This is a genomic window from Sphingomonas sp. SP5 (assembly GCF_058313455.1).
In genome coordinates this window covers 285,146-307,540 of sequence record NZ_JBZFLF010000003.1, presented here as the reverse complement: position 1 = coordinate 307,540, position 22,395 = coordinate 285,146, and the positions used below count along the sequence as shown (strand labels likewise).

Here is a 22,395-nt window from a genome sequence, read left to right as displayed (position 1 = left end):
GGGGTACTCGTCTCGGTTGTCCCCTTTGTCATCAAACCCCTTGGGGCTCGGGAACGTCCGGAGAAGCGGTAGTCAGGATGGCATTGATATTGCGATAACTCCTTGTCCGGCAAGCCGCTGACGAGCGGCTGGAAGGCGACCGTCGGACCGCTATATGGTCGATCCAGAGGGGCAGGGTTGTGGCAGGATGCTGAGTTTCATTCCGAATGATGGCGAGTTGGCTAATCGGATTCGTCGCCACCCTTGGGAAGATACACCGCTAGGTCCGCTCACCTCCTGGCCGCAATCGCTGCGGACGCTGGTCAGCGTCATGCTGGAGGCGAACCAGCCGATGTTCATCGTCTGGGGCCCAGAGCAGATGCTGCTCTACAACGATCGCTACGTGTCGATCCTCGGGGGCAAGCACCCGGATGCGCTGGGCCGTCCCTTCCTCGAGGTCTGGCACGAGATCGAGGCCGACCTGCGTCCCCTCGTGGACGATGCCTATGCCGGCATCCCGTCGCACACCGACGACATCATGCTGATGATGGAGCGCAACGGCTACCCGGAGGAGACGCACTTCGCCTATTCGTATACCCCGATCCACCATCAAGGTGGCGGAATCGACGGCTTCTTCTGCCCCTGCATCGAGACCACCGAGCAGGTGAAGATGGCGCGGGCCGTTCGGGAGAATGAGGTCCGCAACCGCCAGATCATGGACAGCGCGATCGACTATGCGATCGTCGCCACGAACCTCGATGGCAACATCACCCACTGGAACGAGGGCGCGACGCGCGTGATCGGGTGGAGCGAGGAGGAGATGCTGGGCGGTCCGATCGACCGCTTCTTCACCCCCGAGGACCGGGCGGGCAATCGCCCGCGTGTCGAAATGGAGATGGCCCTCAAGACCGGCCGCGGCACCGACGAGCGCTGGCATTTGCGCAAGACCGGCGAGCGCTTCTGGGCGAGCGGTGAAATGACGGTACTGCGCGATGCGGCCGACCAGCCGGTGGGTTTCGTCAAGGTGCTGCGCGATCGCACCAGCGAACGGAAGGCTGACGAGCAGCTGCGCGAGCTGAACGCCACGCTGGAAGAGCGCGTCGCGGCCGAGGTCGACACCCGCATGCGCACCGAGGAGGCGCTACGCCAGTCGCAGAAGGTCGAGGCGATCGGGCAGCTGACGGGCGGCGTCGCGCACGACTTCAACAACCTGCTCACCGTTATCAAGGGATCGGTGGACCTGCTGCGCCGGCCGGACGTGTCGGAAGAGCGGCGCAAGCGCTACACCGATGCCATCGCCGACACCGCCGACCGCGCTGCCAAGCTCACCGGCCAGCTGCTGGCGTTCGCAAGGCGTCAGACGTTGAAGCCCGAAACGTTCGATGCCGGTGAGAGCGTCGGCGCCATCCAGAGCATGATCGGCACGCTGACGGGATCGCGCATCCGCATCGTCACCGACATCCCCGCCGGCGCGCATCCGATCAACGCCGATCGCAGCCAGTTCGACACCGCCATCGTCAACATGGCGGTCAATGCCCGCGACGCGATGGGCGGCGAGGGCACGCTGACATTCGGCATCGGCACGGCGACCGTCATCCCGCCGGTGCGCGCGCACGATGCGATACCCGGCGACTTCATCACCATAACCGTCCGTGACACTGGCGCCGGCATTGCGGCCGACCAGATCGACCGCATCTTCGAGCCGTTCTTCACGACCAAAGGCGTTGGTGAAGGCACGGGGCTGGGTCTCAGCCAGGTGTTCGGCTTCGCCAAGCAGTCCGGGGGCGAGATCATCGTCGAGAGCAAGCCAGGTGAAGGCGCAGCCTTCGTCCTTTACCTGCCGACGGCGACCGCGGCTGCGGACATGGCGGCCATCGAGGTCTCGCCAGCCAACGATGGTCGCGGCGCCGGCGCCTGCATCCTGGTGGTTGAGGATAACGCGGAGGTCGGCCGCTTCGCGACCGACGCGCTGGCCGAACTCGGCTACAAGACGCTGCTGGCCAACAACGGTGCGAGCGCTCTTGCCGAGCTTGCGTCCGATGCGAGCCGGTTCGAGATCGTTTTTTCGGACGTGGTGATGCCCGGCATGTCGGGGATCGAGCTGGGCGAGGAGATCAGGCGGCTCGACCCGAACCTGCCTGTCATCCTGACGAGCGGCTACAGCACGGTCCTCGCGGAGAACGGCACGCACGGCTTCGAGCTGCTGCGCAAACCCTATTCGATCGATGAACTCGCCCGCACCTTGCGGACGACACTGGATGAGAAGCGGAGCAGGGCTGCAAGCTGATCTTCCTGCTTATAGAAACGGTCGATTGGGAAATCTTCTGCCGCCTTGTGACCGCATCGCTACATCAATGTGCTTCCTAAAGAAGCCGGTCGGTAGGTGTCCTTCCCGCTTGGTTAGCCAAATAGCAGCGCGACCGCTGCTCTGGATGTGTACGTGTTCTCGGCCTTTCATGATCCGCGAATGCGGCATGGTAGCCCTCAGACGTCGAACGGCGGAACGATCTTAGGCGACAGCGCAACGTCGGCTCGCTACCAAGACTAAGCTACCTGCATAGAACGGGAAAATATGGAAAACGGCTTCGGTGCCCTGTCAAACATCGTCCGCGACCAGGAAAGCGCCATAATCATGCGCTGGCGCGAGCTGCTCGCCGCTGCCGGTGGTGGTGCAGGTCGCATGAAGGATGCCGAATTGGAGACGCAGTGCAGGGACTTCCTCACGGCGTTCGCCACCGGCCTTGGTGCCGGGGCCACGACCGCTGCCGACCCGGCCTTCTCTCCCGCCCGCGACCTGCTCGGCGAGGTGTCGCGGTCGCGCGCCATCCAGGGTTTCACCCCGACGGAGACGGCGACGTTCGTGTTCTCGCTCAAGGAGCCGCTCTTCGAGCAGGTCCGTACGAGCTACCCTGACGATGCCGATGCGGTCGCGAGCATCGGCTGGCAGATGTCGCAGATTCTCGACCAGCTCGGGCTTTACACCATGGAGGTGTACCAGCGCAGCCGTGAGGAGATTGTTCGGCGCCAGCAGGACGAGATCGCGGAGCTGTCGACCCCGGTCGTCAAGCTGTGGGACGGCATCCTGGCGCTGCCGCTGATCGGCACGCTCGATTCCGCCCGCACCCAGGTGGTGATGGAGAATCTGCTTCAGGCGATCGTCGACCAGAGCGCAGACCTCGCCATCATCGACATCACCGGCGTGCCGACAGTTGACACGCTCGTCGCACAGCATCTCCTCAAGACGATTGCCGCGGCGCGGCTGATGGGCGCGGACTGCATCGTGTCGGGTATCCGCCCGCAAATCGCCCAGACGATGGTGCATCTCGGCGTCGAGCTCGACGTGGTGTCGAAGGCAACGCTGGCCGACGCGCTGGCACTCGCCTTCCAGCGCACCGGGCGCAGCGTCGTCCGCAAGGCCCCCAAGGCCTGAGTCCGGTGGATCGCATTCCCATCCTCAAGCTTGGCCGGGCGCTGCTCGTCAGCATCCAGGTCGACATCCACGACCGCCTAGCCAAGGCGCTTGAGGAGGACCTGTCCGAGCGCATCGTCGCGACCGGCGCGCGCGGCGTGATGATCGATATCTCGGGTCTCGAGATCGTCGACTCCTTCATGGGCCGGATGCTCGACAATATCGCGGCGGTGTCGCGCCTGCTCGATGCCGACACTGTTGTCGTCGGCATGCGGCCGGCGGTCGCGATTACCCTCGTCGAGCTTGGCCTGTCCCTTAACGGCGTGAAGACGGCGCTCAACGTCGAGCGCGGCATGGCCCTGATCGGCAGCGGCCAATATGAGGAAGTCGTCGACGACGCTCCGGAGAGCGACGATGATCGCCACGACGGATGAAACGCTGCGGATCGATCAGTCCGACGATGTCGTGCGTGTCCGTCAGGCGGTCAGGGCCCAGGCCATCGCTGCGGGGCTGGGCCTTGTCGATCAGACCAAGATCGTGACCGCCGCGAGCGAGCTAGCCCGCAACACGCTGGATTACGGCCATGGCGGCACGGTGCGGATCGAGACCTTCACCGACCCCTTCCGCCGCGGCGTACGGCTGACCTTCGAGGATAGGGGTCCCGGCATCCCCAATCTCGATTTGGCGCTGACCGATGGCTACACTACGGGCGGCGGCCTGGGGCTTGGCCTCAGTGGAGCGCGGCGTCTGTGCAGCGACTTCGATCTTCACTCCGTGGTGGGCAAAGGTACGCGCATCACGGTTGCGCGCTGGAAGTAGGGTGCGCGCCATCGAAGTGCGTGACGCGTCGCAGGTCGCCGAAGCCCGGCGCGCCGCGGTCACCTTGGCCAGCACCCACGGCTTCGACGAGCAAGAGGCCGGACGGGTCGCCATAGTCGTGACTGAACTTGCGACCAACGTGCTCAAGCATGGCGATGGCGGCTCGCTGCTTATCGGAAGCTACGAGGACGTCTCGGGTGCAGGCGTCGAATGCCTGGCGCTCGACAAGGGCGTCGGCATGGCCGACGTCGCCGCCTCGATCCGTGATGGGCACTCGACCGCCGGAACCGCCGGTAACGGCCTCGGCGCGATCGTCCGCGGATCGCACGTGATGGACATCTACTCAAGTCCCAGTTGCGGCACCGCGATCCTGACCCGCTTCCAACGGGGATCGGACAGGCCGAACCGCCAGCCGGGCGACCCCGATTACGGCGCAGTCAACATTCCCCTGAGAGGCGAGGAAGCGTGCGGCGATACCTGGTGTCGCAAGCAGGATGACGCCGGCATCGTCTTCATGGTCGCCGATGGCCTCGGCCATGGTCCTTCTGCGGCCGAGGCGGCGCATGCCGCCGCACGGTCCTTCCAGGCGTCCGCACCGCTTCTCCCCAGCCAGATGCTGGCCGCCATGCACGGTGCCCTACGCCCGACACGCGGTGCGGCGATCGGTATCGCCCGGTTCGACGCGAACAAGCGGCAGATCGTGTTCGCAGGCGTCGGCAACGTCGCGGCGACCCTCGTCGATGACCATGGTGGCGTTCGCCGCATGATCTCGAACAACGGCACGATCGGCCACATCGCGCGCCACATGCGTGATTTCAGCTATCCGATCGAGCGCACGACCCTGGTCATTCTTGCCTCCGATGGGCTGGCGACGAGCTGGGATCTCGATGCCTATCCGGGCCTCCGGGCGCACCATCCCGCGCTCATCGCCGGGGTGTTGTGGCGTGATTTCAGCCGCGGGCGCGATGACGTGACGGTGTTCGTCGCGCGGGTAGAACCGTCATGAGTGTGACCAACATCCTGACAGTCGCACTGATCGAGGAGGGCGACATTGTCGTCGCGCGTCAGCGCGCCCGCCAGATCGCCGACCTCCTCGGCTTCGAGGCGCAGGACCAGACGCGGATCGCCACCGCCGTGTCGGAGATCGCGCGCAACGCCACCACCTATGGGGGTGGTGGTCGTATCGAGTTCGCGATCGGGCAGCTGCCGCACCCGAGCCTCGTCATGCGCGTGCGCGACAAGGGACCCGGCATCGCCGATGTCGAGGCGATCCTTGAAGGACGTTTCAAGAGCACGACCGGCATGGGGGTCGGCATCTCAGGCACCAGGCGGCTGATGGATCGCTTCGAGATCGACAGCCACGTCGGGCAAGGGACCAGCGTCCTGCTCGGAAAGCGGCTGCCGCAGAGCATCACCTCCGTCGACAACGCCAGGCTTGCCGAGATCGGTAGGGTGCTGGCGTCGACCGGCGCCTCCGATCCGCTGGTAGAGGCGCGCAAGCAGAACCAGGAACTGCTCCACGCGCTCGCCGAGCTGCGGGCGAAGCAGGAGGAGGCGGACCGGCTCAACGCAGAGCTGGAAGAGACCAACCGTGGCGTCGTCGCGCTCTACGCCGAGCTCGACGAGAAGGCGGCGCAGCTCTCCTCGCTCAATGCCCATCTCGAAGAGCGCGTGGCCACGGCGGTTTCGGACTGCCAGCAGGCCAACGACGCACTCCGCCAGGCACAGAAAATGGAGGCGGTTGGGCAGCTCACCGGCGGGATCGCTCATGACTTCAACAATCTCCTCCAGATCGTCACCGGCAACCTCGAGATGCTGTCGCGTCGGCTGCCGGAGGGCGACGCCAAGCTGCGTAGGGCGGCTGACAACGCCATGTCGGGGGCCCAGCGCGCGGCGACGCTGACGCAACGGCTGTTGGCTTTTGCGCGGCGTCAGCCGCTTGCGCCCAAGCCGCTCGATCCCAACCACTTGGTTGACGGCATGTCGGACCTGATGCGGCGGACGCTTGGCGAGACCGTCTCGATCGACACGCATCTGGCCGGTGATCTGTGGCGGGTAGAGGCCGACGCCAACCAACTCGAGAACGCCCTCCTCAACCTCGCCGTCAACGCCCGCGACGCGATGGCGCCGGGGGGTAAACTGACGATCACGACGGCCAACGGCATCATTGGCGAGGCCGACGCCGAGGAGGACGCAGCGCCCGGCCACTACGTGTCGCTGGCTGTGTGCGACACTGGCGCCGGCATGTCGGATGATACCATGGCGCGCGTGTTTGAGCCGTTCTTCACCACCAAGGAGGTCGGCAAGGGCACCGGGCTCGGCCTGTCGATGGTATACGGGTTCGTCAGGCAGTCAGGCGGGCATCTCAGGATCGAGAGCAGCCTCGGCCGGGGTACGACGGTGACACTGTACCTTCCGCGGTTCACCGGCACCTTGACCCCGGAAGAGGTCGCGCTGGCGCCGACGGCGACGCCAGCCCGGGCCGGCGAAACGGTGCTCGTCGTCGAAGACGACCCGGACGTGCGAGCCCACACCTGCGATGTTCTTGGCGAGCTAGGCTACGGCGTGATCGCCGTTGAGGACGGCGCGTCCGCCATTGAGATTATCGACGGCGAGCAATCGTTCGACCTCATCTTCACCGATGTCGTGCTGCCCGGCTCGCTCACCGGCCGGGACATCGCTGTTCATGCGCACACCGCGCGGCCGAACACACCGATCCTGTTCACGTCGGGCTACGCACGCGAGACGATCGTTCAGAATGAGCGACTGGAAGAAGGGGTCGAGCTGTTGTCGAAGCCTTTCACCTATGGTGATCTTGCATCCAAGGTTCGCAGCGCCATCGATCGCGCTTGTGGAGTTGCAGGTTAGTCGGAGCAAACGTCGCATACACCTTTTTACAGGTCACAAATGCGGTGCTGCGACCAAGGCGCACCGTCCGATTTGGAACCGTCAGCGAGACGGGGCGAGGGTTCTCGGAATTGATGGTTGATCGGGACGCTTACCAGTGCGGTCTGACCTTATGCCCGGAAGATCGTGAGCGGGGCGCCGGTGTGGACCTACATCAGCGCCGTGCACGTCCGCTTCAGCTTAGGCTCCGTCACGAGCTGATTCACGACCACATGCCCGTGCGCAGGACGAGGCCGACAGCGACAGTGATCGCTGGAACTCAGAGGCGCGGGCCCATCATTGGTTGGGAGGCTTTAACCGCTCGCCCAGGACGCGGCTCTCACGGGCCATCTGCTCTTCCATCATCGCCCAAATCTGACGCGCGGCAGCGCGATACCCCTGCCAGTCTTTTTCGATAGCGGCCGACGACCATACCGTCACATGCTCGCTCGATTTCAGCCGCTTCGCGGCGAAAGCGCGTTGCATCTCCGTCAGCTCGCCTCTCAGCCGCTCATCCGCAACCTGTCGTACTTTTGGCACAACCTCGTCGACCACAAATTTCGATCGTGCTGCGCTCGCCTTGCTCAGCCGCAGCCGTGCAGCTCCTAGCCCGGCTACGTCCGGCGTCACCGCCTCGCAGTGGTGTCGGATCTCTGCGATCCCCGCCCGGATATTTGCATGGTGCTCCCCCAGCTTCCGAAACATCGCCTCGTCGTGCATGGCCGTCATTCTTCCATCACATCAGCGCGCAGAAAAGCTGGTTTTTCACCTATCGCACCTTTGCGCTTGCGCAGGCTCAATCCGCCGTATGGAAGGGTTTACGATTGGGATGCTATTGCGAGAATGCGTGCAGTCTCGCAAAAAAATGCCGTCAGGCCCCGATGAAAGGGGAGGAGCGAGAGCCGAACGCGAGCATCAACCTCATTGCGGAGCACGGATGGGCCAGCCCACGCGATCCTCGATCGGAATGCTGCCGCCGCTTCGGCTTTCAATTCTACCTCCCTGCGGTAAGTGGCCGGCCTATTCAAAGGGGGAAAGAATGACGAGAATTTACCTCGCGGCGCTCGTCGCGATGTCGGCCTTCGGTTTGGCTGGCGCAACTCTGGCCCAAGTCACCCCAGCGCCAGCCGATGGCGACTTGGCCATCTATGCTCGGCCCCAACAGCTCGTGACGCTCCCGGACGGACGACGCATGAACCTGTATTGCACGGGAAAGGGGGCGCCCACCGTTGTCCTAGAAGGGGGATGGACTACGACAACGATGTGGTGGCGCACGATCCAGTCCCGAGTTGCCGCCACTACCCGGGTGTGTAGCTATGACCGCGCGGGATACGGTTTCAGCGATGCAGCCGCCCTGCCTCGTAGCGCCGCCCCGATCGCCAAGGACTTGGGATTGCTGTTGAAGGCAGCTCGCGAGCACGGGCCGTATATTCTCGTGGCTCATTCTCTGGGCGGCCTTGATGCCCGTCTGTTTGCCGTCGACCACCGGCGCGAGATGAAGGGCATGCTGCTGATCGATCCGACCGTTCCCGGCCAGGTCCCGAAGATGGGCGCCGTATCGACATCGTACAAAGCCGACATGGACGGGCTGACCGGGGCGGTCGCGCGGTGCTCGCAGGGCATCATCGCGGGCACGATCAAACCTGATACTCGCGAGAGCCGTCCCTGTGTCGACCCCGCAAGCAAGTCGCTTCCCGAAGCCATCAATGCAGCACATCGAGCGCAGCAGCTGACAGCTGGCTACCAGCGGACCGCCGCCTCCGAACTGCAAAGCCTGGATGTCTCGGGTCGAGAAGTCGAAGCGGCTCAGCGATCCTACGGTACAATGCCGTTGATCGTGATGACCGCTGGCAAATCCAACTTCAATCCGGATTTGGCAAAGGCGGACCAAGCCAAGCTCGATGCCACTTGGTTTGGCCTCCACGAGCAGGTCGCGAAGCTGTCGAGCAATGGCCAGCACCGGACCGTCCCCGAGGCTTCGCATTTCATTCCCAAGGACGACCCTGACGCCGTCATCGCTGCGATCGATGAACTGGTCCGCCAAGCCAGGTAAACCATGTGGTTGAACGGCGGCTTCGACAACGGAGCCGTCGTGATGCCACGGCAAGGAAGGGGCGCGTGCTGTTCCGTCTTCCCGCAAACGAACCTGTGATGGGAATCCCGCCGCGCCGATCGGGCTGACGGCCGCCTTCGGGACCCGCTTTCCCGAAATCTGTTCCCGAATGCATTTCCCGAAACTATCGGGTGAAGACGGAGAAACGGGAAAGCTACAACCTTCCCAAGCGGTGCGTTTCGGGAACGCGAACGACGCGGTGAGCGGCCAAGATCGTCCATGTTGCGATCAGTCGCTCGACCGCTGCGAAGACCCAGATCCGGACGTCCGCCTTCGCTTAGGCCATCCCCGAAAGCGGTCGTTCGTTCACGTGCCGCCGGGCGGCTGGAACTGGGCCGTGCGCTGACCGCCAGACCGCAAGCTGGACTGAGAGTTCAGCATCGTCGGCGACGGCGTCGACGATGCGCTGCATGTCCCTGTCGGTGCCCCCGAATTGCCGCCAGAGCGTATGCGCCGCGCGGAGCGCCGTCAGCCGATCCTGCCGGTCGGTTCGCTCGCGCACATCGAGGATAAGCCAGTCGATGTCGGCGAGGCTCAGTAGCACCGGCCATCCAAGATGCTGGACGAACCAGATGTTGAGCTCGCCATCGTCACGCGCATACAAGTCGATCTGGTCCGCAGCGAATCAGCGCCGTGTCGAGGAGGTGCGTGCATGTCTGTGACACAAGGCGGACGCCGGCTGCCTCGCCCACGCCAGTTCTTCAATCCGCGACAAACCGCGGCGATCTACGAAGACCCGGCGACAGGCTGGCGCGAGGGCGTGCCGCATCTTGCCTGGCTCTGGCTCCTGCTCTTTGGCGGCTTCTATCTTGCCGCGCGGATGGTGTGGCGCCCCGTGATCTTCATGGCCATCGTGTTCCTGGTTTCCTTTGTGATCTTTGGCCTGTTCTCCATCGTGGTCATGCTCGGCTTCTGGATCGCGGCGTCCACCCAGGCTCAGAAGCTTTTCCGCGACCATTACCTGCGTAAAGGCTGGCATGAGATCGACCCGTGGGAGCAGGATGAACATGGCATCGACGGCCTGATCTAGCCCCTGCGGCAAAGGCCATGAGCGTGACGAAGCTATCTGCCTTGCGTCACGCCGTGGTCGGACCGTTCAGCCGATGGAAGCGTGCCTCCGCCTTACCGCTCGCCGGGCGATCTCTAAACGCCCGGCATTGAACGCATTCACCATCGCCTGGACATCCGCCAGTCGGTTCTCGATCTCGGTCGCAGCCGATTTGATATCCCTGCGGGCGTCCGAACGTCCCTGCGCTGGCAAGCGCACGCACACCTGCACACTGTGATCATCGAGGATGGCGTGCAGCGGTTGCCTGGCCGCCGCGCTGTCGACGCCGATCTTCCACAGCCGGTGATCGCCACTCCAGTGAGCAAAGCTCGTACTTTCCGCACGATCCTCCCAGGTATAGCGATCATCGATCTCGCTCCACCCACTCGTCAGCATCAGCGGTTGGAGGAGCAACCGCTCAGCTATCACTGCCGATGCAGCCGCAGCTGTTTGCCTTGGCAGTAGCAGCGCGCCTTCAGCGATATCACGTTCCACCGCAGCCAGCGTGTCTCCCACGTGCTGCTCAAGGAACGCGGCCACTGGTCGATAGAGGATGGGCGAACCGATCAACTCGCAGGGCAGTATATCCGACGCCTCGTCATCTGGCGGTCGGAAGTAGGCCAGCCCCGGCAAGCGGGACGAAAGGGCGCCAGCAGTCGGAGCCTGACCGTCGACTAACGCGAATACCTCGCCAGCATCGAGCCAGCGGCAAGTCGTGCGATAACAGAGCTCCTCCGGCAAAGTGGTGAAACCGCTTTGCGTAAGCTCGCGGTTGATACGATCCAGATGACGTTGTTGATTGTGGAAGTCGCGCGTTGCTCGTTTACGCCCTTCTACTTGGCCCAGATCCGCGTCAAGCTCATCACGATAGACAATATTCTTGTTTACAGCACCCAGCCTTTGCTTTAAGTAAACAAGATTATGGCACCTCCTGCACGACCAGGCTCCAGTCACGAAGTAGAGCGCCTGCACGCGACTCTGGCAGGAAAGGCAATGAAAGCTTTTCCGAACAACATGAGGATTGCGCCGCGTGCCGCTGACCATAACCGTCAGCACATCTCTCGCTGCTGCGATATTGGCCGAGCCGATAAAGGTGTAATCCAGCGTCATGCGCGTTCCGTCGAGCGCAACAAGGCTGCCCTTACCTACGACAGCGCCCTGCTCGTCACGCCATTCGCATCGCTCGCTGCCTGAGCGCAGGCTGCGCTCCGCTTCCAGGATATCGATCGCCGGGAACGCCTCACAATGAGGCTTGCCGCGGCGGGTAGTGCCCTGCTTCATCCTGCGCTCCTGCGACCGCCTCCCTTTTTTATACTCCGATAGTTTCGGGGGCGGCGAATCTAAATCCTATTGCATGCACTCGGCGATGCCGTTCGCGCGCTTTCACGAAAACCGCGAGGACAGCACGTGCGCATGATGCACTACGTGCGGATTTGAGAGACGCATGGCAGGGGATTAGGGCAGTCGAGCAGCAGTTCAGGCGTCTATAGACGCCCGCATTCCCTCGCAGGGTACTGAGAAAATTGTGGAATTTGCCGCGTAGCGTGGAAGTCTGTCGACGAAGTGGCGGAGAGGGAGGGATTCGAACCCTCGGTACCCGTAAAGGCACGCCGCATTTCGAGTGCGGTACAATCGACCACTCTGCCACCTCTCCGCAGAAGACGTTTCCGGTGCGAACAGCGCCGGTCGGTCGGTCGAGGGCGCGCCTCTAACGGGTTCGCCATGCGGTGGCAAGCACCGTTCCGCTTGTGCAGCGCGGAAAGAGGCTTAAATTGATCGCATGCCCCGCCACGACCCAACGGTTACGCCCCCCTTCGTCGAGATCGATGCGCCCGCCATCGCGCACGCCCGCTTCTCGATCGGCGATGTCGTGCGCCATCGCCTGTTCGATTTCCGCGGCGTGATCTTCGATGTCGATCCGGTCTTCGCCAACACCGACGAATGGTATGAGGCGATTCCCGAGTCCGTGCGACCGAGCAAGGACCAGCCCTTCTACCATCTGCTCGCCGAGAACATGGAATCGAGCTACGTCGCCTATGTCAGCCAGCAGAATCTGGTGGCCGACGAAAGCGACGAGCCGGTCGATCATCCGGCGATTTCCGGCCTGTTCACCGATTTCGCCGACGGTCGCTACGCGCTGCGCCGCGAACATCGCCACTGAGGCGGCAGGAATCCGGCCCACCGGCAAAAACGCGCCGGCGGGAGGTTGACAGAAGGGTGCGTTTTCCTTAGCTGCCGCCGCTCATCCCGCCGGGCATATCCTGCGCGGGCACATGTTTTTTGGGAAGTGACTAGAGCCATGTTCGCAGTCGTGCGCACGGGCGGCAAGCAGTACCGCGTCGCCGCCGGAGACAAGATCGTCGTCGAGAAGCTGGACGGCGAAGCCGGCGCATCGATCACGCTGGGTGACGTCCTGCTCGCGGGCGAAGGCTCCGAGCTCAAGAGCGTCGAGGGTCTGACCGTCGCCGCTGAGATCGTCGCGCAGGCGAAGGGCGAGAAGGTCATCGTCTTCAAGAAGCGCCGCCGTCACAATTATCGCCGCAAGAACGGTCATCGCCAGAACCACACGATCCTCAAGATCGTTTCGGTCGGCTGAGCCCAGCACGCGCGAACAGGAGTAGAGCAGCATGGCACATAAGAAAGCAGGCGGTTCGTCGCGTAACGGTCGCGATTCGGCCGGTCGTCGCCTCGGCGTCAAGAAGTTCGGTGGTCAGGAAGCGATCGCCGGCAACATCCTCGTGCGTCAGCGCGGGACCAAATTCTATCCGGGTGCGAACGTGGGGATCGGCAAGGATCACACGCTGTTCGCGCTCGTCGACGGCCGCGTGGCGTTCCACGAGGGCAAGCTCGGCCGTAAATTCTGCTCGGTGCAGATTATGGCGGAAGCCGCTGAATAACATCGGGTAACCAGCCGGGTTGCCCACCAGGGTGACCCGGTCGCACCGCCCAGGCGGTGCCAACCAAATCAGGGAGGCGGGTCACCCCGGCCTCCCTTTTTTCTTGCTCCCGACCCCGACTGTCCCTGCCGCGTCACAGGCGCGTGGCAGCGGCGTGGCCAAGGAGAGAGCAAGAATGTTCGCCAGAACCAAGAGACTGACGCTGCGGCCCGCATGGCCGGAAGACGCCCCCGCGCTGGCCGAGGCGATCGGCCATGAAGGCGTCGCCCGCATGCTGATGCGCGTCCCCTTCCCCTATTCGATCGACGATGCGCACGCTTTCGCCGCCGGCCCGCGTGCGAACCACGAGCCGCGCTTCCTGATCCAGTCGCATGAGGCCGGCACCCCGACCTTGGTCGGCGGGATCGCGCTCACCGACTTCGGCGGCGAAGCGGGGGTGGAACTCGGCTATTGGCTGACGCCATCCGCCTGGGGCCGCGGCTATGCCACGGAAGCCGGCCGCGCCGTGCTCGATATCGCCCGTCACGCGCTGCCGCTGACGCGGGTCGGCGCCTGGCATTTCGCCGACAATCCGGCATCGGGCGCCGTGCTGCGCAAGCTCGGCTTCCGCGCCACCGGGCGGACGGTGATGAAGCGGTCGGTCGCACGGACGGAGGCGGCACCGGCGGTCAGCTACGCCCTCGACCTCGACGAGGACCAAAGCGAACCAATGCGAATCGCGGCGTAGCCGCGGCGGCTTCGCAAGCTTCGTGCTTGCAGAGACACCGCCGCCCAACCGGGCGGCCTCCCTTCGATCATTCCTCCCCGTAAGGGGAGGTGGCGCCGCGAAGCGGGGACGGAGGGGGAGGTAAACGACGCCCCGTGCTTGTGGACAAACCTCTCCACCACCCCCTGCGCGGTCGCCCCCCCTCCCCCGGCTGCGCCGAGAGAGGACTTCGATCAGCGAAACCCCTAAGCCGCCCGCGGCATCACCGCGGCCTCATAGTCACTCTCCGCCAGCCCGATCAGCGCGCGGTCGTCGTGCTTCCACGGATGGAAGCCCGGCAGGAAATAGGCCGCCCACACGCCCGCAACCTTGCGCGCCATGCCGGGATTGCCGAACGCATACCACGCCAGCCGCGCCCACACCCGCGGTCCGCTGAGCCCGTCCTGCCGCAGCAGTTCCAACATGCCGCGCGTCCGCCCGGTGAAGAAGCGCCAGGTGGTGATCAGCATCACCAACGCCTTGATCCGCCAGCGCCGGAATCGCGACCAGCCCTGCGTCGCGTGCAACCACGTGTCGTAGGCGACTCCCTTGTGCTCGATCTCCTCGGCGGCATGCCACAGCCACAGTGCCTTGGCCTGTTCCTCGCCGCCCGCCAGATGCCGCGGATCGGCGATCAGTTCATGCGCCAGCATTGCGGTGAAATGTTCGAGCGCGGTGGTCGCGGCAAGGCTGGCGATCGGCGGCCGCCCCTTGGTCAGCGCCAGCGCGGCATCCACATCGCGGTCGAGCAGCGTCACGTCGTAACCCTGATCGGTGACATGGCGGTTGAAGGCGACATGCTCGCGCGTGTGCATCACCTCCTGCTTGATGAAGGCGTTGATCTCCGCGGTCAGCTTGGGCGGCGTGCCCTCGCGGAACCGGCGCACGCTGTCGACGAAATAGCCCTCCCCCTTGGGGAAGGTCACCGACAGGGCGTTGTAGAAGGCGGTGGCGATCGGATCGTCATTCAGCCACCAGCGGCGCATGGCGATGCCGCGGCCGAAGCGGCGGTCGCGCGGCTTGATGACCAGATCGGCGGGCGTGGTTGCTTTCGCCATGGATTCCTCCAAACACAAAGGGGCGCTCGGCGTTACTTACATTTCTGTAAATAGGTCATCCTCCTGTCCACCGCAACCCTTGGCAAGCGCCTGTCCCCCGCCCAGAGCCGCGATGCCGCGTTGCAGGCCGCGCAGAGCCTGTTGATCGAAAGCGGCCCGCAGGCGGTGACGCTGAAGGCAGTCGGCGCGCGGATCGGACGGACACACGCCAACCTGCTGCACCATTTCGGCTCGGCCGAGGGGCTGCAGCAGGCGCTGATCGCGCGCATGGCGGGCTACATCACCTCGACGATCCGCGATGCCGTGCTGAACAACCGCGCTGCAGCCGGCGGGGCGGAGCCCGATCCGCGGGCGATCGTCGACCTCGTCTTCGACGCCTTCGACAGCGGCGGCGCGGGCGGGCTGGCAAGCTGGATGATCCTGTCCGGCAATCGCGATGCGCTCGATCCAATCCTGTCGGCGATCCACGATCTGGTCGATGAACTCGCCGATGGCGTGCAACCCGCCGAACGGCCGATCCAGGACGAAACGCTGCACCTGGTCCTGCTGGCGCTGGGCGATGCGCTGCTCGGTGCCGCCATGGCCCAGGCGCTCGGCCTGCCGCGTGGCAAGGCGCGCGATCTCGCGGTGGCGATGCTCGCGAGGTCGAACGCATCCGCCTGACCGGTCCGGCCTGACACATGGGCAATGGTGTTGTGGCACCAGCGCAATGCCCTGCCCCCTCCAGCGTGCGTGGCTTGGGGGCTATGCGGACCTATCGATCGGATGGGTCAATGATGCAGTCATTCAAGCGCCTGGCGTGCGGGATCCTGGGTCACAAGCGCGTGCGGCGTCGCCTCCGGTCGGACGGATCGCGATGGAAGTCGGCTTGCGACCGTTGCGGGACCCCGTTGGTCAAGGCGCAGGGCAACGGCAAATGGATGCCGCTCGATCGAGCCGACCAGACGGTGCGCTGATCCGCGCACCCGTACGGCTGACGCCGATCGATGTCGCGACGGGGGTCCGCGGCGCCGATCGGCGGCTACCGCGTCGTACCGCGATGTGTCGGGGATGACAGGTGCAGAGCGCGATAGTCGCCGGGCGTGATGCCATAGGCCTCGCGGAAGGCGCGGCCGAGATACGCGGCATCGCAGAAGCCCCAGCGTTCGGCGAGGACCGCGATCGTCTGCCGGTCGCCGCCATCGCGCAGCGTGTCGGCGACCCGCGCCAGCCGGCGTTCGCGGATATAGGCCTGCACGCCGCCTTGGTCCCGCAACAGGCGGAACAACGTCGAACGCGAAACGCCGAGTTCCCGGCTCAGCCGCGCGGTATTCAGCGAGGGCGAACCGAGGTTGCGCTCGATCGTGTCGCGCAACTGCACCAGCAGCCCGCGCTGATGCTGTTCGGCGTCGGCGGGCGCCGTGCCCAGGCTCGCCGTTACCGTCATCGCCAGGAGGTCGATAACCGTCTGCGCCAGCACCGGCCCCGCCGTGGCGGGCAGATGCGCGGCCTGATCGTGCAGCGATGCCAGATGGCTGACCAGCAAGGCCGCCTGTGCCGGCGGCACGACAAGGCCGTGCAGCCGCTCCATCGACGGCAGAAAGCGTTCCGCCACCTCGCGCGGCAGGGCGAAACCTGTGCTGACCGACGCCTCGGAGAAATGGTGCATCGGCCGCGCCATGTCGGCGAGCATGATCGACCCCGTCGGCGCGATCACCCGGCGGTCGCCGGTGTCGACGCGCGCGCCGCCGACGTGACGAACGTTGACCACCAGCTGGTCGAAATCGTCGGCGATCACCTTCGCCTGGCTGCGGTCCCAATCCTGCGCGGTGATCCGCGCCTGCCCGAGGCCGAGCGTGCCGAGATCGAGCCAATCCATCGCAACGGTAAACGGTTCGTGCGGCACGGTGTCGTAGCGCGTCGCGAGGCCGGCGACATCGGCATCGCGCCACATCGCGTAGCGATCGGCCTGCGGCAACGGCGTCGTGTCGAACACCGGCTGCCAGGCTAGGCGGGGCATCGGATCGGTGGCAGAAGGGTGCGTCATCGTCACTGTCGGAAACCTTAGCCCGCTCCGGCGGGACGGTCCATCACCTGCCGCCGATGCGGAGTCGATCGCCCGGCGCGCCCCGGGGGCTGGCCGTTCGCGGCCATCACGCTAAAGAGGCGCCATGCATTTCCTCGACCAGGCCAAGATCTTCGTCCGTTCCGGTTCGGGCGGCCCCGGCGCCGTCAGCTTCCGCCGCGAAAAGTTCATCGAATATGGCGGCCCCGACGGCGGCAGCGGCGGCAAGGGCGGCGACATCGTGTTCGAAGCGGTGGCCGGGCTCAACACGCTGATCGATTTCCGCTACACCCAGCACTTCCGCGCGCCCCGCGGCCATGGCGGATCGGGCAGCAACCGCACCGGTGGCGGCGGCGACGACCTCGTGATCCGTGTGCCGGTCGGCACGCAGGTGCTGTCGGAGGACAAGGACGAGGTGCTGCTCGACTTCACCCGCGTCGGCCAGCGCGAGGTGTTCCTGCGCGGCGGCGACGGCGGCCGCGGCAATGCGAGCTACAAGACCTCGACCAACCGCGCGCCGCGCCAGCACGGCACCGGCTGGCCTTCGGAAGAGGCCTGGGTGTGGCTGCGCCTCAAGCTGCTCGCCGATGCCGGGCTGGTCGGCCTGCCCAATGCCGGCAAGTCGACCTTCATCAACGCCATCACCAACGCGCAGGCGAAGGTCGGCGCCTATGCCTTCACCACCACCCGGCCGCAGCTCGGCGTGGTGCGCCACCGGCAACGCGAATTCGTCGTCGCCGACATTCCCGGCCTGATCGAGGGCGCGGCGGACGGCGCCGGCATCGGCGACCGCTTCCTGGGGCATATCGAGCGCTGCCGCGTGCTCCTACACCTGGTTGACGCCAACGATGCCGATGTCGCCGAAAGCTATCGCATCGTCCGCGCCGAGCTGGAGGCCTATGGCGGCGGCCTTGCCGACAAGCCGCATGTCGTCGCGCTCAACAAGATCGACATGCTCGACGACGAGTTGATCGAGGCGCTGTCCGCCGAACTGGCGGAGGAGAGCGGCACCGAAGTGATCCCGCTGTCCGGCGCGGCCGGCACCGGAGTCGACTGGGTGCTCGACCGCCTGCTCGACGCCATTCCCGCCGCCGAACCGGTCGGCGACGAGGACGAAGGCGAGGACGAGATCAGCTGGTCGCCGCTGGGCTAGGCGATTAGGGCCGAACCGGATACGATGGCATCATGTTCTCCTCGCCGTCCTATCCGCCCCTCACCGCAGACGACTTCCTCCGCATGACGTTCGGTGAGAAAAAGGCGGAACTGGACGTGGGTGTCATTCGGATGATGGCTGGCGGTACTGCGCGCCACGTCCAAATCCAAGGCAACCTCCTGCGGACACTCGGCGCCTTGCTGCGCGGCAGCGGCTGCAAGCCGTATCCGTCTAGCATGGCGACACGGACGCACGACCGCTCGATCCGCTATCCCGACGTCAGCGTCTTCTGCAATCGTACCGACCCGGCCAACGATGATGCCAAGGCGTTCGACGATCCGCGCGTGCTGTTCGAGGTGCTGTCCGCCGGCACCGCACGCACCGACCTCAGGGTGAAGCTCGACGAATACAAGGCTCTGGACAGCGTCGACACGATCGTGTTCGTCGACATCGCTACCGAGCGGCTCCGCATCATCCAGCGCACCGGGCCGCATGCCTGGCAGGATGAGAGTCACCATGCCCCCGTCGACCTGTCTCTCCCGGCACTCGGCTTGGTGGTGCCGCACGACGAAATCTTCGCGCGCGATTGATCCGTTCGCGGCCGTCGGGCTAACGGCGGCGTGTGATGCTGTTCGCTCCCCCCTCCTGCCCGCGGCTGATCGTGAAGGTCGGCTCGGCCCTGCTCGTCGCGCCGGATGGGGCGGTGCGGCGCGAATGGCTGGCGACGCTGGTCGCTGACGTGGCGGCGCGAGTGGCAGCGGGGCAGCAGGTGGCGATCGTCTCGTCGGGCGCCATCGCCCTCGGCGCGAGGCGGCTCGGCCTCGCCAAGGGCGGCCGCGCCAGCCTGGAGGATGCGCAGGCGGCGGCGGCGACCGGCCAGATCGCCCTCAGCCAGACCTGGGCCGAGCTGCTTGGCGGCCACGGCCTCACCGCGGCGCAGATGCTAGTGACGTTGGACGATCTGGAGGATCGGCGCCGCTACCTCAACGCCGCCGCGACGCTGAATCGGCTGCTCGGCCTCGGCGTCGTCCCGGTCATCAACGAGAATGACAGCGTCGCGACCGAGGAGATCCGCTTCGGCGACAACGACCGGCTCGCCGCCCGCGTCGCGCAGGCAGCCGGCGCGCAAGGGGTGGTGCTGCTGTCCGACGTGGACGGCCTGTACGATGCCAATCCGCACACCAACCCCGCCGCGCGCCATATCGCGCGGGTCGAGCGGATCGACGCCGTCGCCGCCATGGCCGATGCGGGATCGGCATCCGGCATGGGATCGGGCGGCATGGTGTCCAAGATCGCCGCGGCGCGGATCGCGACCGGCGCCGGTGCGCACCTCGCCATCGCCAGCGGGCGGCACGACCATCCGCTGGCCGGCGAACCGCGACACACGCTGTTCGTCGCCGAGCGCACCGCCCCCGCCCGCAAGGCGTGGCTGGCCGGCGGCCTGACCGCGCGCGGCCGCATCCACGTCGACGCCGGCGCCGCCCACGCGCTCGGTGCCGGCGGCAGCCTGCTCGCCGCGGGCGTGACGGAAATCGAGGGCAGCTTCGCGCGCGGCGATCTGGTGACGATCGAGGGACCGGGCGGCATCGTGGCTCGCGGCCTGTCGGAATATGACGCGGGCGACGCGACGCGGCTGATCGGCACGCGGTCCGACGAGCAGGCGGCGATCCTCGGCTATGCGCCGCGCGCCGCGCTGGTGCATCGCAACCACCTGGCACTGGTGTGATGGCCGACAGCACGCCGCAGCATCCCCCTGCCCGCGCAGGCATCGCCACCCTCGCCATCACCGGCGCCACCGGCTTCGTCGGCAAGGCCCTGGTCGACCGCGCGCTCGCCGCCGGCCACCCCGTCCGTGCGCTCACCCGCCGCCCGCAGCCACCGCGCGCCGGCGTGACCTGGATCGAGGGCGCACTCGACCGGGCAGACACCCTTCGCACGCTCGCCACCGGTGCCGACGCGATCGTCCACGTCGCCGGCGTCGTCAGCACGCCGACCCGCGCCGGCTTCGTCGCCGGCAATATCGGCGGCACCCGCGCGATGCTCGCCGCCGCCGCGCACGCCGGGGTACGCCGCTTCGTCCACGTCTCCTCGCTGTCGGCGCGCGAACCCGGCCTGTCGATCTACGGCTGGTCGAAGGCGGAGGCGGAGGCGCTGGTGACGGCGAGCGGGCTCGACTGGAGCATCGTCCGCCCGAGCGGCGTCTACGGCCCCGGCGACATGGAGATGCGCGACCTGTTCCGCGCCGCGCGGCTCGGCATCGCCCTGCTGCCGCCGCGCGGAATCGTGTCGCTGGTCGCGGTGGACGACCTCGCCCGGCTGCTGCTGGCGCTGGCCGTCAGCGACGAACCACCCACGATCTATGAGGTCGATGATGGCCACCCCCTGTCGCACGCCGCCATGGCGCAGGGGATCGCCCGCGCCGTCGGCCGCCGCCGCGTCGCCGCGCTGCACCTGCCCAGGGCGCTGCTGATGCTCGGCGCCCGCCTCGATCGCGCCCTGCGGGGCACGGGTGCCAAGCTCACCGCCGACCGGGTCGGCTATCTGGCGCATCCCGACTGGTCGGTGCGCCCCGCCTTGCGGCCGCCGTCCTCGCTCTGGACGCCGCGGATCGCCCTTGACACCGGCCTCGCCGATACCGCGCGATGGTATCGCGCCCACGGGCTGCTATAGCGCCGCAACCCTGCCGCATTTGGCCGCCATTCGGATGACCATCATGACCGACCGCACCCAGATCCTCGACACGATCAAGAGCCAGATCGAACCGTTCAACAAAAAGGGCGTCACGCTGACCGAAGCGACGACCTTCCAGGGCGATCTCGAATGGGACAGCCTGACGGTCATGGATTTCGTCGCCGCGATCGAGGACGAGTTCGACATCATCATCACGATGAACATGCAGGCCGAGATCGAGACGATCGGCCAGCTCGCCGATGCGGTCGCCAAGCTGAAGGCGGACGCATGACCGAAACCGGTCTCCAGCCCGAGGCGCTCGATCTCACCCCGGCCCCGGTGCCGGCCGAACGCGACCTCATGTCGAAGTTCGACGGCCTGATCGCCGAGCGGCAGGCGCTGATCGACACCGGCGTCACCGATCCATTCGCGATCGTCATGGACGAGGTGCGCTCGCCGACCGAGGCGGTGATTTCCGGCCGCGAGACGATCCTGCTCGGCACCTACAATTACATGGGCATGACGTTCGATCCCGACGTCATCGCCGCCGGGCATGCAGCGCTCGACCGGTTCGGTTCGGGCACCAACGGCAGCCGCATGCTCAACGGCACCTTCCGCGACCATATGGAGGCCGAGGCCGCGCTGCGCGACTTCTACGGCACCAGCGGCGCGATCGTCTTCTCGACCGGCTATATGGCCAACCTCGGCATGATCTCGACGCTGGTCGGCAAGGGTGAATACGTCATCCTCGACGCCGACAGCCATGCCTCGATCTACGACGGCTGCAAGCAGGGCTATGCCGAGATCGTCCGCTTCCGCCACAACAGCGTCGAGGATCTCGACAAGCGCCTCGGCCGCCTGCCCAAGGATGCTGGCAAGCTGGTGGTGCTGGAGGGCGTCTATTCGATGCTCGGCGACATCGCGCCGCTCAGGGAGATGGTCGCCGTCGCCAAGAAGCACGGCGCCATGGTCCTGTCCGACGAAGCGCACTCGATGGGCTTCTACGGCCCCAACGGTCGCGGCGTGTACGAGGACCAGGGGCTGGAGGGCGAGGTCGACTTCGTCGTCGGCACCTTCTCGAAATCGGTCGGCACCGTCGGCGGCTTCTGCGTCTCCAACCATTCGAAGTTCGAGGCGATCCGCCTCGCCTGCCGCGCCTATATCTTCACCGCCAGCCTGCCGCCGTCGGTCGTCGCCACGGCCGCCGCATCGATCCGCAAGCTCAGCACCGCGCATGCCAAGCGCGAACAATTGTGGGCCAACGCCCGCCAGCTGCACGGCGGCCTCAAAGCGCTGGGCTTCAGGCTCGGCACCGAAGCGCCGGACAGCGCCATCGTCGCGGTGATCCTGGACGATCAGGAACAGGCGGTGACGATGTGGCAGGCGCTGCTGCACGCCGGCGTCTACGTGAACATGGCGCGGCCCCCGGCGACCCCGGCGGGCACGTTCCTGCTGCGCTGTTCGCTCTGTGCCGAACACACGACGGCGCAGCTCGATGCCGTCATCGCGCGCTTCCAGGCGGCCGGACAGGCCGTTGGCGCCATCGGCTGACATCCGTCCCGTCGACGCCGTGC

24 protein-coding genes and 1 tRNA gene are annotated in these 22,395 nt (G+C 66.0%); 19 read left to right on the top strand and 6 right to left on the bottom strand.

Going from position 1 to position 22,395, the window contains the following annotated elements; translation table 11 throughout:
* Positions 1 to 217: 217 nt before the first annotated feature.
* The 6 genes from AC4GY7_RS09165 (at position 218) to AC4GY7_RS09140 (ending at position 7,075) form a co-directional block, all read left to right on the top strand.
* Complete coding sequence (locus tag AC4GY7_RS09165; protein WP_491113125.1) at positions 218 to 2,266, top strand: PAS domain S-box protein; 2,049 nt, start codon at positions 218 to 220, stop codon at positions 2,264 to 2,266.
* A 285-nt stretch (positions 2,267 to 2,551) separates the two neighbouring features.
* Entirely contained in the window at positions 2,552 to 3,409 is an 858-nt protein-coding gene (locus AC4GY7_RS09160; RefSeq protein WP_491113123.1) for an STAS domain-containing protein, read from the top strand.
* Between the two features lie 5 nt (positions 3,410 to 3,414).
* Entirely contained in the window at positions 3,415 to 3,822 is a 408-nt protein-coding gene (locus tag AC4GY7_RS09155; RefSeq protein ID WP_491113121.1) for an STAS domain-containing protein, read from the top strand.
* Complete coding sequence (locus tag AC4GY7_RS09150) at positions 3,803 to 4,207, top strand: ATP-binding protein (protein WP_491113119.1); 405 nt, start codon at positions 3,803 to 3,805, stop codon at positions 4,205 to 4,207. The genes AC4GY7_RS09155 and AC4GY7_RS09150 overlap by 20 nt, the downstream gene beginning before the upstream one ends.
* Position 4,208: 1 nt before the next feature.
* On the top strand, positions 4,209 to 5,213 hold the full coding sequence (locus tag AC4GY7_RS09145; protein WP_491113117.1) for a SpoIIE family protein phosphatase: 1,005 nt from the start codon (positions 4,209 to 4,211) through the stop codon (positions 5,211 to 5,213).
* Complete coding sequence (locus AC4GY7_RS09140) at positions 5,210 to 7,075, top strand: ATP-binding protein (protein WP_491113115.1); 1,866 nt, start codon at positions 5,210 to 5,212, stop codon at positions 7,073 to 7,075. The genes AC4GY7_RS09145 and AC4GY7_RS09140 overlap by 4 nt, the downstream gene beginning before the upstream one ends.
* 315 nt (positions 7,076 to 7,390) lie before the next feature.
* Here AC4GY7_RS09140 and AC4GY7_RS09135 read toward each other — a convergent pair whose 3' ends face one another.
* Positions 7,391 to 7,822: a hypothetical protein gene (locus AC4GY7_RS09135; protein WP_491113113.1), complete on the bottom strand. Its 432-nt coding sequence runs from the start codon at positions 7,820 to 7,822 to the stop codon at positions 7,391 to 7,393.
* Positions 7,823 to 8,132: 310 nt separating this feature from the next.
* Between AC4GY7_RS09135 and AC4GY7_RS09130 the strand changes: the two genes are divergently transcribed.
* Positions 8,133 to 9,146, top strand: a complete 1,014-nt coding sequence (locus tag AC4GY7_RS09130) for an alpha/beta fold hydrolase (RefSeq protein ID WP_491113111.1) — start codon at positions 8,133 to 8,135, stop codon at positions 9,144 to 9,146.
* Positions 9,147 to 9,483: 337 nt separating this feature from the next.
* On the opposite strand, the gene AC4GY7_RS09125 is transcribed toward AC4GY7_RS09130, so the two are convergent.
* Complete coding sequence (locus AC4GY7_RS09125) at positions 9,484 to 9,810, bottom strand: hypothetical protein (RefSeq protein ID WP_491113109.1); 327 nt, start codon at positions 9,808 to 9,810, stop codon at positions 9,484 to 9,486.
* Between the two features lie 48 nt (positions 9,811 to 9,858).
* Here AC4GY7_RS09125 and AC4GY7_RS09120 point away from each other — a divergent pair, with 48 nt between their 5' ends.
* Positions 9,859 to 10,236, top strand: coding sequence for a hypothetical protein (locus AC4GY7_RS09120; protein WP_491113107.1), 378 nt, complete (start codon positions 9,859 to 9,861; stop codon positions 10,234 to 10,236).
* A 66-nt stretch (positions 10,237 to 10,302) separates the two neighbouring features.
* Here the strand turns inward: AC4GY7_RS09120 and AC4GY7_RS09115 are convergent, their stop codons facing one another.
* Both AC4GY7_RS09115 and AC4GY7_RS09110 read right to left on the bottom strand, forming a co-directional pair.
* Positions 10,303 to 11,535: a hypothetical protein gene (locus AC4GY7_RS09115; protein ID WP_491113106.1), complete on the bottom strand. Its 1,233-nt coding sequence runs from the start codon at positions 11,533 to 11,535 to the stop codon at positions 10,303 to 10,305.
* 283 nt (positions 11,536 to 11,818) lie between these two features.
* Positions 11,819 to 11,908, bottom strand: a tRNA-Ser gene (locus AC4GY7_RS09110).
* 126 nt (positions 11,909 to 12,034) lie between these two features.
* Here AC4GY7_RS09110 and hspQ point away from each other — a divergent pair.
* The 4 genes from hspQ to AC4GY7_RS09090 all read left to right on the top strand — a co-directional run bounded on the left by hspQ (position 12,035) and on the right by AC4GY7_RS09090 (position 13,878).
* Positions 12,035 to 12,415 (top strand): heat shock protein HspQ, encoded by a 381-nt coding sequence (gene hspQ / locus AC4GY7_RS09105; protein WP_443583716.1) that lies wholly within the window; start codon positions 12,035 to 12,037, stop codon positions 12,413 to 12,415.
* 138 nt (positions 12,416 to 12,553) lie between these two features.
* A complete protein-coding gene (gene rplU, locus AC4GY7_RS09100) occupies positions 12,554 to 12,850 on the top strand; it encodes a 50S ribosomal protein L21 (protein ID WP_017979337.1) in 297 nt (98 codons plus the stop codon).
* Positions 12,851 to 12,881: 31 nt separating this feature from the next.
* Positions 12,882 to 13,151, top strand: a complete 270-nt coding sequence (gene rpmA / locus AC4GY7_RS09095; RefSeq protein WP_037534549.1) for a 50S ribosomal protein L27 — start codon at positions 12,882 to 12,884, stop codon at positions 13,149 to 13,151.
* A gap of 175 nt (positions 13,152 to 13,326) precedes the next feature.
* The gene (locus AC4GY7_RS09090) at positions 13,327 to 13,878 is read left to right on the top strand and encodes a GNAT family N-acetyltransferase (RefSeq protein ID WP_491113102.1); all 552 of its coding nucleotides are present in this window, start codon (positions 13,327 to 13,329) and stop codon (positions 13,876 to 13,878) included.
* Between the two features lie 224 nt (positions 13,879 to 14,102).
* On the opposite strand, the gene AC4GY7_RS09085 is transcribed toward AC4GY7_RS09090, so the two are convergent.
* Positions 14,103 to 14,954, bottom strand: coding sequence for a metal-dependent hydrolase (locus tag AC4GY7_RS09085; RefSeq protein WP_491113100.1), 852 nt, complete (start codon positions 14,952 to 14,954; stop codon positions 14,103 to 14,105).
* Between the two features lie 63 nt (positions 14,955 to 15,017).
* Between AC4GY7_RS09085 and AC4GY7_RS09080 the strand changes: the two genes are divergently transcribed.
* Positions 15,018 to 15,617: a TetR/AcrR family transcriptional regulator gene (locus AC4GY7_RS09080; protein ID WP_491113724.1), complete on the top strand. Its 600-nt coding sequence runs from the start codon at positions 15,018 to 15,020 to the stop codon at positions 15,615 to 15,617.
* Positions 15,618 to 15,975: 358 nt separating this feature from the next.
* On the opposite strand, the gene AC4GY7_RS09075 is transcribed toward AC4GY7_RS09080, so the two are convergent.
* Positions 15,976 to 16,980: a helix-turn-helix domain-containing protein gene (locus AC4GY7_RS09075; protein WP_491113098.1), complete on the bottom strand. Its 1,005-nt coding sequence runs from the start codon at positions 16,978 to 16,980 to the stop codon at positions 15,976 to 15,978.
* Positions 16,981 to 17,104: 124 nt separating this feature from the next.
* Between AC4GY7_RS09075 and obgE the strand changes: the two genes are divergently transcribed.
* From obgE to spt, 6 genes are read left to right on the top strand one after another with little or no spacing between them, the layout of a single operon-like run.
* Entirely contained in the window at positions 17,105 to 18,151 is a 1,047-nt protein-coding gene (obgE, locus tag AC4GY7_RS09070) for a GTPase ObgE (RefSeq protein WP_491113096.1), read from the top strand.
* Positions 18,152 to 18,183: 32 nt separating this feature from the next.
* A complete protein-coding gene (locus AC4GY7_RS09065; RefSeq protein WP_491113094.1) occupies positions 18,184 to 18,741 on the top strand; it encodes a Uma2 family endonuclease in 558 nt (185 codons plus the stop codon).
* Positions 18,742 to 18,776: 35 nt separating this feature from the next.
* Positions 18,777 to 19,877: a glutamate 5-kinase gene (proB, locus tag AC4GY7_RS09060; RefSeq protein ID WP_491113092.1), complete on the top strand. Its 1,101-nt coding sequence runs from the start codon at positions 18,777 to 18,779 to the stop codon at positions 19,875 to 19,877.
* Positions 19,877 to 20,821, top strand: a complete 945-nt coding sequence (locus AC4GY7_RS09055) for an NAD-dependent epimerase/dehydratase family protein (RefSeq protein WP_491113090.1) — start codon at positions 19,877 to 19,879, stop codon at positions 20,819 to 20,821. The genes proB and AC4GY7_RS09055 overlap by 1 nt, the downstream gene beginning before the upstream one ends.
* A 43-nt stretch (positions 20,822 to 20,864) precedes the next feature.
* Positions 20,865 to 21,113, top strand: a complete 249-nt coding sequence (locus AC4GY7_RS09050; RefSeq protein WP_443583724.1) for an acyl carrier protein — start codon at positions 20,865 to 20,867, stop codon at positions 21,111 to 21,113.
* Complete coding sequence (gene spt, locus AC4GY7_RS09045; RefSeq protein WP_491113088.1) at positions 21,110 to 22,372, top strand: serine palmitoyltransferase; 1,263 nt, start codon at positions 21,110 to 21,112, stop codon at positions 22,370 to 22,372. The genes AC4GY7_RS09050 and spt overlap by 4 nt, the downstream gene beginning before the upstream one ends.
* Positions 22,373 to 22,395: the final 23 nt, after the last annotated feature.